This is a genomic window from Escherichia sp. WS1368 (assembly GCF_046487485.1).
Lineage (GTDB): Bacteria > Pseudomonadota > Gammaproteobacteria > Enterobacterales > Enterobacteriaceae > Escherichia > Escherichia coli.
The window spans coordinates 43,387-53,031 of sequence record NZ_JBJQJI010000022.1; the positions used below are offsets into that span (position 1 = coordinate 43,387).

A 9,645-nucleotide genomic window follows, 5' to 3' on the forward strand; every position below is an offset into this window, starting at 1 on the left:
TTATCTCCCCTTTAATTTTTCCTCTATTCTCGGCGTTGAATGTGGGGGAAACATCCCCATATACTGACGTACATGTTAATAGATGGCGTGAAGCACAGTCGTGTCATCTGATTACCTGGCGGAAATTAAACTAAGAGAGAGCTCTATGAATCCTGAGCGTTCTGAACGCATTGAAATCCCCGTATTGCCGCTGCGCGATGTGGTGGTTTATCCGCACATGGTCATCCCCTTATTTGTCGGGCGGGAAAAATCTATCCGTTGTCTGGAAGCGGCGATGGACCATGATAAAAAAATTATGCTGGTCGCGCAGAAAGAAGCTTCAACGGATGAGCCGGGTGTAAACGATCTTTTCACCGTCGGGACCGTGGCCTCTATATTGCAGATGCTGAAACTGCCTGACGGCACCGTCAAAGTGCTGGTCGAGGGGTTACAGCGCGCGCGTATTTCTGCGCTCTCTGACAATGGCGAACACTTTTCTGCGAAGGCGGAGTATCTGGAGTCGCCGACCATTGATGAGCGGGAACAGGAAGTGCTGGTGCGTACTGCAATCAGCCAGTTCGAAGGCTACATCAAGCTGAACAAAAAAATCCCACCAGAAGTGCTGACGTCGCTGAATAGCATCGACGACCCGGCGCGTCTGGCGGATACCATTGCTGCACATATGCCGCTGAAACTGGCTGACAAACAGTCCGTTCTGGAGATGTCCGACGTTAACGAACGTCTGGAATATCTGATGGCAATGATGGAATCGGAAATCGATCTGCTGCAGGTTGAGAAACGCATTCGCAACCGCGTTAAAAAGCAGATGGAGAAATCCCAGCGTGAGTACTATCTGAACGAGCAAATGAAAGCTATTCAGAAAGAACTCGGTGAAATGGACGACGCGCCGGACGAAAACGAAGCCCTGAAGCGCAAAATCGACGCGGCGAAAATGCCGAAAGAGGCAAAAGAGAAAGCGGAAGCAGAGTTGCAGAAGCTGAAAATGATGTCTCCGATGTCGGCAGAAGCGACCGTAGTGCGTGGTTATATCGACTGGATGGTACAGGTGCCGTGGAATGCGCGTAGCAAGGTCAAAAAAGACCTGCGTCAGGCGCAGGAAATCCTTGATACCGACCATTATGGTCTGGAGCGCGTGAAAGATCGCATCCTTGAGTATCTTGCGGTTCAAAGCCGTGTCAACAAAATCAAGGGACCGATCCTCTGCCTGGTAGGGCCGCCGGGGGTAGGTAAAACCTCCCTGGGTCAGTCCATCGCCAAAGCAACCGGGCGTAAATATGTCCGTATGGCGCTGGGCGGCGTGCGTGATGAAGCGGAAATCCGTGGTCACCGCCGTACTTACATCGGTTCTATGCCGGGTAAACTGATCCAGAAAATGGCGAAAGTGGGCGTGAAAAACCCGCTGTTCCTGCTTGATGAGATCGACAAAATGTCTTCTGACATGCGTGGCGATCCGGCCTCCGCACTGCTTGAAGTGCTGGATCCAGAGCAGAACGTAGCGTTCAGCGACCACTACCTGGAAGTGGATTACGATCTCAGCGACGTGATGTTTGTCGCGACGTCGAACTCCATGAACATTCCGGCACCGCTGCTGGATCGTATGGAAGTGATTCGCCTCTCCGGTTATACCGAAGATGAAAAACTGAACATCGCCAAACGTCACCTGCTGCCGAAGCAGATTGAACGTAATGCACTGAAAAAAGGTGAGCTGACCGTCGACGATAGCGCCATTATCGGCATTATTCGTTATTACACCCGTGAGGCGGGCGTGCGTGGTCTGGAGCGTGAAATCTCCAAACTGTGTCGCAAAGCGGTTAAGCAGTTACTGCTCGATAAGTCATTAAAACATATCGAAATTAACGGTGATAACCTGCATGACTACCTCGGTGTTCAGCGTTTCGACTATGGACGCGCTGATAACGAAAACCGTGTCGGTCAGGTAACCGGTCTGGCGTGGACGGAAGTGGGCGGTGACTTGCTGACCATTGAAACCGCATGTGTTCCGGGGAAAGGCAAACTGACCTATACCGGTTCGCTCGGTGAAGTGATGCAGGAGTCCATTCAGGCGGCGTTAACGGTGGTTCGTGCGCGTGCGGAAAAACTGGGGATCAACCCTGATTTTTACGAAAAACGCGACATCCACGTCCACGTACCGGAAGGTGCGACGCCGAAAGATGGTCCGAGTGCCGGTATTGCTATGTGCACCGCGCTGGTTTCTTGCCTGACCGGTAACCCGGTTCGTGCCGATGTGGCAATGACCGGTGAGATCACTCTGCGTGGTCAGGTACTGCCTATCGGTGGTTTGAAAGAAAAACTACTGGCAGCGCATCGCGGCGGGATTAAAACAGTGTTAATTCCGTTCGAAAATAAACGCGATCTGGAAGAGATTCCTGACAACGTAATTGCCGATCTGGACATTCATCCTGTGAAACGCATTGAGGAAGTTCTGACTCTGGCGCTGCAAAATGAACCGTCTGGCATGCAGGTTGTGACTGCAAAATAGTGACCTCGCGCAAAATGCACTAATAAAAACAGGGCTGGCAGGCTAATTCGGGCTTGCCAGCCTTTTTTTGTCTCGCTAAGTTAGATGGCGGATCGGGCTTGCCCTTATTAAGGGGTGTTGTAAGGGGATGGCTGGCCTGATATAACTGCTGCGCGTTCGTACCTTGAAGGATTCAAGTGCGATATAAATTATAAAGAGGAAGAGAAGAGTGAATAAATCTCAATTGATCGACAAGATTGCTGCAGGGGCTGATATCTCTAAAGCTGCGGCTGGCCGTGCGTTAGATGCTATTATTGCTTCCGTAACTGAATCTCTGAAAGAAGGGGATGATGTAGCACTGGTAGGTTTTGGTACTTTTGCCGTTAAAGAGCGTGCTGCCCGTACTGGCCGCAACCCGCAGACCGGTAAAGAGATCACCATCGCTGCCGCTAAAGTACCGAGCTTCCGTGCAGGTAAAGCACTGAAAGACGCGGTAAACTAAGCGTTGTCCCCAGTGGGGATGTGACGAAGTTCAAGGGCGCATCTACTGATGTGCCTTTTTTATTTGTATTCGGTGACTTTCTGCGTCTTGTGGGCTGACAATTGCCCCCGTTTCTTGTCACAATAGGCCTTTGCGCGCATCGATACGTTGCGTGAGGTACACAGTCATCTACAGCGGAGTGTTGTTACACCATGATGGACAGCTTACGCACGGCTGCAAACAGTCTCGTGCTCAAGATTATTTTCGGTATCATTATCGTGTCGTTCATATTGACCGGCGTGAGTGGTTACCTGATTGGCGGAGGCAATAACTACGCCGCAAAAGTGAATGACCAGGAAATCAGCCGTGGGCAATTCGAGAACGCCTTCAACAGCGAGCGTAATCGCATGCAGCAACAGCTGGGCGATCAATACTCTGAGCTTGCAGCGAACGAAGGCTATATGAAAACCCTGCGTCAACAGGTGCTGAATCGTCTGATCGACGAGGCGCTGCTGGAGCAGTACGCTCGTGAGCTGAAACTGGGTATCAGCGATGAGCAGGTTAAACAGGCGATTTTCGCGACCCCAGCCTTCCAGGTTGACGGCAAATTTGATAACAGCCGCTATAACGGTATCCTCAACCAGATGGGGATGACCGCCGATCAGTACGCCCAGGCGCTGCGTAACCAGCTCACTACCCAACAGCTGATTAACGGCGTTGCCGGTACCGATTTTATGCTGAAAGGTGAAACCGACGAGCTGGCGGCACTGGTAGCTCAACAACGCGTGGTGCGTGAAGCGACTATCGATGTTAACGCGCTGGCGGCGAAGCAGCCTGTGACCGAACAGGAAATTGCCAGCTACTACGAACAAAACAAAAACAATTTCATGACGCCGGAACAATTCCGCGTGAGTTACATCAAGCTGGATGCCGCAACGATGCAGCAACCGGTTAGCGATGCGGATATCCAGAGCTACTACGATCAGCATCAGGATCAATTCACCCAGCCGCAGCGTACCCGCTACAGCATCATCCAGACCAAAACTGAAGATGAAGCGAAAGCGGTACTTGATGAGCTGAATAAAGGCGGTGATTTTGCTGCGTTAGCCAAAGAAAAATCTGCCGATATTATCTCTGCCCGTAACGGCGGCGATATGGGTTGGTTAGAAGATGCCACTATCCCGGACGAACTAAAAAATGCTGGCCTGAAAGAAAAAGGCCAACTGTCTGGTGTCATCAAATCTTCGGTCGGTTTCCTGATTGTACGTCTGGACGACATTCAGCCAGCGAAAGTGAAGTCGTTAGACGAAGTGCGTGACGATGTCGCGGCGAAAGTGAAACACGAAAAAGCCCTCGATGCGTACTACGCACTGCAACAGAAAGTGAGCGATGCGGCAAGCAACGACACCGAGTCTCTGGCCGGTGCAGAGCAAGCAGCCGGCGTTAAAGCCACTCAGACGGGTTGGTTCAGCAAAGATAACCTGCCGGAAGAGTTGAACTTCAAGCCGGTTGCTGACGCTATCTTCAACGGCGGTCTGGTAGGTGAAAACGGCGCGCCGGGCATCAACTCTGACATCATCACCGTCGATGGCGACCGCGCATTCGTGCTGCGCATCAGCGAGCACAAACCGGAAGCGGTGAAACCGTTGGCAGATGTTCAGGAACAAGTTAAGGCACTGGTTCAGCATAACAAAGCTGAACAACAGGCGAAAGTGGATGCTGAGAAACTGCTGGTTGATTTGAAAGCCGGCAAAGGTGCGGAAGCTATGCAGGCTGCCGGTCTGAAATTTGGCGAGCCGAAAACCTTAAGCCGTTCCGGTCGTGACCCGATTAGCCAGGCGGCGTTTGCACTGCCACTGCCAGCGAAAGACAAACCGAGCTACGGTATGGCGACCGATATGCAAGGTAATGTGGTTCTGCTGGCGCTGGATGAAGTGAAACAAGGTTCAATGCCGGAAGAACAGAAAAAAGCGATGGTGCAGGGTATCACCCAGAACAACGCACAAATCGTCTTTGAAGCTCTGATGAGTAACCTGCGTAAAGAGGCGAAAATCAAAATTGGCGATGCGCTGGAACAGCAATAATCCTGAAGCCGCCTCGCAAAAAAATGCTTTGCAGCTGTAACAAGAAAAGGTCGCTTTCGCGGCCTTTTCCATTTCTGAACATTGCCATTTGTTTACTGTTTTCACTGCCGTTAAGGTGATTCCACTGTTAACAAACAAGGAGAAAACAGTATGAAACACGGAATTAAAGCACTGATCATTACCCTGTCTCTGGCCTGTGCCGGAATGTCTCATAGCGCGCTGGCGGCAGCTCCTGCGGCGAAACCGACAACGGTAGAAACCAAAGCGGAAGCTCCTGCAGCACAAAGTAAAGCAGCAGTACCGGCGAAAGCCAGTGACGAAGAAGGCACTCGGGTCAGCATTAATAATGCCAGCGCGGAAGAGCTAGCCCGCGCGATGAATGGCGTTGGCCTGAAGAAAGCGCAGGCGATTGTCAGTTATCGCGAAGAGTACGGTCCGTTTAAAACGGTGGAGGATCTCAAGCAGGTGCCAGGGATGGGCAATTCGCTGGTGGAACGTAATCTGGCGGTATTAACCCTGTAATTAATTTGCATAGTGGCAATTTTTTGCCAGACTGAAGAGGTCATACCAGTTATGGCCTCTGTACTTATAACAGTTTTTATAAAAACAACGTAAGGTTATTGCGCTATGCAAACACAAATCAAAGTTCGTGGATATCATCTCGACGTTTACCAGCACGTAAACAACGCTCGCTATCTGGAGTTTCTCGAAGAAGCCCGCTGGGATGGGTTGGAAAATAGCGACAGTTTTCAGTGGATGACGGCCCATAACATCGCCTTCGTCGTGGTCAATATCAATATTAACTATCGTCGCCCGGCGGTATTAAGCGACCTGTTAACCATTACCAGTCAGTTGCAGCAATTAAACGGTAAAAGCGGCATCTTAAGCCAGGTCATTACACTGGAGCCGGAAGGGCAGGTGGTAGCGGATGCGCTTATTACGTTTGTTTGTATTGATCTTAAAACGCAGAAAGCGTTAGCTCTGGAAGGGGAATTGCGCGAAAAGCTCGAGCAGATGGTTAAGTAAACGTTTTGTGGTGCCGGATGCTCAAGCCGCATCCGGCGACACCCGGAATAATTACCTCAACCCGGTTTTCTGCTTCATCGCTGCCATCACCGTCGGTTTATCGGCCAGATAATGATTCAAACCGTTGGCGCGTAAATTACATGCCGCACAATGACCGCAACCGTCGCCTTTAATGCCGTTATAGCAGGTCAACGTTTCGTTACGGACTAAATCCAGTTTGCCGTAATAATCTGCCAGCGCCCAGGTTTCCGCTTTATCAATCCACATCAGCGGCGTTTCAAAACGAATATCTTTCGCCATGCCCAAACTGACGGCATGGTTTAGTGCTTTCACAAACTCATCGCGGCAATCCGGGTAGCCGGAGAAATCCGTTTCACAGACGCCGGTAATCACCGCTTCTGCTTTTACCTGATACGCATATATTGCCGCCAGCGTCAGGAACAAAATATTACGCCCAGGGACAAACGTATTCGGGATGCCATCAGCTTCAGGTTCATAATCAGGCACCGGAATGCTGTCACGCGTCAGGCTACTGACCGCCAGCTCGTTGAGCAGGGTGACATCCAGCACCTTATGCGCGCGTGCCCCCAGTTTCAGCGCCAGTTCGCGTGCCACGTCGATTTCTGCGCGATGCCGCTGACCGTAATCGAACGTCACGCAATGGACTTCATCATATTGTTGTAATGCCTGCACCAGACAGGTGGTGGAATCCTGGCCTCCACTGAACACAACGACAGCACGTTTCATAGATAATCCTGCTTGAACAATAAAAGCGTTATGGTAACGCCTGCGATTAACCCGGACCAGCTATTCATTGCGACGGCGCGGGAAGCCAGGCTTCGGTAAATTCAAACCAGCCGCGCGGTGTCAGTCGCACACCGTTCACGCCGGGAGGGGCACTAATGCGATAGTGATAGTTGAATAGCGGCGTCAGCGTCGCGTCTGCCATTAACTGGCTAAAAACCGCTTTTAGGGCATTAAATCGGTTTTCCTCATCAGGCATTACTTGCACCGCGTCCAGTGTCGATTGCAAATGTGCATATGCTGGAGCGTCGAAAACATGTGGCCATAGTGGATCGCAACGCAGCCATTGCTCCAGGGTATATTCCGGTGCTTCGCCAATTAATCTGTCGCCCATCATGAGGTCTGCGTGTGCCAGTAGGGTCGTGTCGTCCCAGTTTTTTGCGTTATGAAAAATAATTGTGAGTTCACAGCCTTCCGCTGCCAGTGTCGCCTGTAGACGTTCTGCCATGGTATGAAGTTCTATCGGTAGGTGATAAACCAGTGTCAAGGTTTTCGGTAGTTTGACCTCATCCGGTACTTGCCATTGCGGAATAGTCCAGCCTGGCAGTAATGCATGACTGGCGGTGATCAGGTTTTCTCCGACTTCTAACGTTTGTAATAAACCGGATTGATGAATAATGGAGATCACTTTTCGCGCCTGCCAGAGGGACAGTCGGGGACTTTTGCGCAACGTTAAATAGCAAAAACCTAAACTGATGCCACTACTGACCTGGCTGACCCGTTGCAACTCCTCCGGTTTGCCGATAGTGATTTGCACGGGATGCCGACAACTGGTTCCCAAATCTTTTTCGAAAAGCGGCGGAGTTATCCAGTACTCAACCGCTTTAAGCAGCGGATGACGTAAATGGTAATAATCATGACTCTCCAGGCGCACCAGTTCCACTGTGAATTGTGTTAAGCGAAAAGGACCAGTGCCGATCAGGGGGAATTGCGGATGCGCCAGATGGCTGCAATAGCTCGCCAGCCGGTGCGCAAGCCAGTAATCGGGGCGATGTAAAAAGAAGGTCAGACACTGCGGATGGGTGACTTCAATACGCTTCACGCTAATAAATAATTGATCCAGTGCTGGCAGTTGTAACAGCATCAATAATCGCTGGTGTAAGTGTGAGGCTTTTACTGCATCGCCGTTATGCCAGTGTAGGGTTGAACGAAGATAAAAGTCCCAGCGTAACCCGTCAGCAGAGGTTTCCCAGTGATGCGCTAAATCGCCAATCGGGCGCTGGGTATTATTATCGAAGCGGGTCAGGCCGGAAAATATCTGTCCGGCGAGATGCTGCTCGGCACGGCCGGGCAAAAAGCCCGGTTGTAGCGGTTCGAGCGGGCGATAGTAGGGAATACGCAACGTGGGCGTATCGTTTTGCCATTGTCCGCCCATAAACGGCTGTAACAGAGTGCGCAGCTCACCTGGGGCCAGTTGCGCCAGCTCCAGCACATCTTGCTGCTTTCCGGTTTCCAGCGCCTGTTCCATCATCGCATTGCGTAGCGATTCTGGCGTGACCAGAAAGCGTAGTTGCCCGCGCTTTCCGCGTCCTGACTGCGCCTGCCACTCCAGCCATCCCGCCTCCTGTGCCTGGCGTAACAGCGTACGAACATGGCGTTCGCTGCAAAAACAGCGTTCGGCCAGTTCGCTGACGGTGACGGTTTGCGGCTTTCCGGCGGAAGGTTGCCACAGACGTTGATACTGGTTAAGACGGTTGAGCAGTCGCATATAAACCCGGAACAATATTATTTAACTATTCACTATTACTTCCGTATATATCAGGTGATACTCAATCACCATTAACCGTGTCACAGAGTGGAGAAAGAAATGGCTCGTCTGGCAGCATTTGATATGGATGGCACTTTATTGATGCCTGACCATCATTTAGGTGAGAAAACCCTCTCTACTTTGGCGCGACTGCGTGAACGCGACATTACCCTCACTTTTGCCACGGGGCGTCATGCGCTGGAGATGCAGCATATTCTCGGGGCGCTATCGCTGGATGCATATTTGATTACCGGCAACGGAACGCGCGTGCATTCTCTGGAAGGTGAACTTTTACATCGTGATGATTTACCTGCGGATGTCGCGGAGCTGGTGCTGTATCAGCAATGGGATACCCGAGCCAGCATGCATATCTTCAATGACGACGGTTGGTTTACCGGGAAAGAGATCCCTGCGTTGTTGCAGGCATTTGTCTATAGCGGTTTTCGTTATCAGATAATCGATGTCAAAAAAATGCCACTCGGCAGCGTCACCAAGATCTGCTTCTGTGGCGATCACGACGATCTTACACGCTTGCAGATCCAGCTATACGAAGCATTAGGCGAGCGTGCACATTTGTGTTTTTCCGCTACGGATTGCCTCGAAGTGCTGCCGGTGGGCTGCAATAAAGGCGCTGCATTGACGGTGCTGACCCAACATTTAGGTTTATCGTTGCGCGATTGCATGGCCTTTGGTGATGCGATGAACGATCGCGAAATGTTAGGCTGCGTCGGTAGCGGATTTATTATGGGCAATGCGATGCCGCAATTGCGCGCGGAGCTCCCGCATTTACCGGTGATTGGACATTGCCGAAATCAGGCTGTCTCTCACTATTTGACGCACTGGCTGGACTATCCACATCTACCTTATTCCCCCGAATAACGAGATCCCTTCCAGCACCGGGCAATTGCCCGGTTTTTTTGTGCACAGAAAACCCCCAGCTAGGCTGGGGGTTCCGGAAAGCTTTCAGCTTTGAGCCAGTTATTCAAACCCCTTTTGATTTGTTAAAACACCTTGCGGTCTGGCA

At 51.2% G+C, this 9,645-nt stretch carries 8 protein-coding genes; 6 read left to right on the plus strand and 2 right to left on the minus strand.

Annotated features, from left to right (window positions below):
- Positions 1 to 145: 145 nt before the first annotated feature.
- From lon to fadM, 5 genes are all read left to right on the plus strand, one after another.
- The gene (gene lon / locus ACJHYD_RS22370) at positions 146 to 2,500 is read left to right on the plus strand and encodes an endopeptidase La (RefSeq protein WP_001295325.1); all 2,355 of its coding nucleotides are present in this window, start codon (positions 146 to 148) and stop codon (positions 2,498 to 2,500) included.
- A gap of 190 nt (positions 2,501 to 2,690) precedes the next feature.
- Positions 2,691 to 2,981, plus strand: coding sequence for a nucleoid-associated protein HU-beta (gene hupB / locus ACJHYD_RS22375; RefSeq protein WP_254892905.1), 291 nt, complete (start codon positions 2,691 to 2,693; stop codon positions 2,979 to 2,981).
- A gap of 191 nt (positions 2,982 to 3,172) precedes the next feature.
- The gene (gene ppiD, locus ACJHYD_RS22380) at positions 3,173 to 5,044 is read left to right on the plus strand and encodes a peptidylprolyl isomerase (RefSeq protein WP_001550735.1); all 1,872 of its coding nucleotides are present in this window, start codon (positions 3,173 to 3,175) and stop codon (positions 5,042 to 5,044) included.
- A gap of 150 nt (positions 5,045 to 5,194) precedes the next feature.
- Positions 5,195 to 5,566, plus strand: a complete 372-nt coding sequence (locus ACJHYD_RS22385; RefSeq protein WP_001550736.1) for a helix-hairpin-helix domain-containing protein — start codon at positions 5,195 to 5,197, stop codon at positions 5,564 to 5,566.
- Between the two features lie 105 nt (positions 5,567 to 5,671).
- Positions 5,672 to 6,070: a long-chain acyl-CoA thioesterase FadM gene (fadM, locus tag ACJHYD_RS22390; RefSeq protein WP_001194534.1), complete on the plus strand. Its 399-nt coding sequence runs from the start codon at positions 5,672 to 5,674 to the stop codon at positions 6,068 to 6,070.
- A 51-nt stretch (positions 6,071 to 6,121) separates the two neighbouring features.
- Here fadM and queC read toward each other — a convergent pair whose 3' ends face one another.
- Complete coding sequence (gene queC / locus ACJHYD_RS22395; protein ID WP_000817229.1) at positions 6,122 to 6,817, minus strand: 7-cyano-7-deazaguanine synthase QueC; 696 nt, start codon at positions 6,815 to 6,817, stop codon at positions 6,122 to 6,124.
- A 64-nt stretch (positions 6,818 to 6,881) separates the two neighbouring features.
- Positions 6,882 to 8,582: an SgrR family transcriptional regulator gene (locus tag ACJHYD_RS22400; RefSeq protein WP_001238217.1), complete on the minus strand. Its 1,701-nt coding sequence runs from the start codon at positions 8,580 to 8,582 to the stop codon at positions 6,882 to 6,884.
- A 99-nt stretch (positions 8,583 to 8,681) separates the two neighbouring features.
- Between ACJHYD_RS22400 and cof the strand changes: the two genes are divergently transcribed.
- A complete protein-coding gene (gene cof / locus ACJHYD_RS22405) occupies positions 8,682 to 9,500 on the plus strand; it encodes an HMP-PP phosphatase (protein ID WP_001309304.1) in 819 nt (272 codons plus the stop codon).
- Positions 9,501 to 9,645 lie beyond the last annotated feature (145 nt).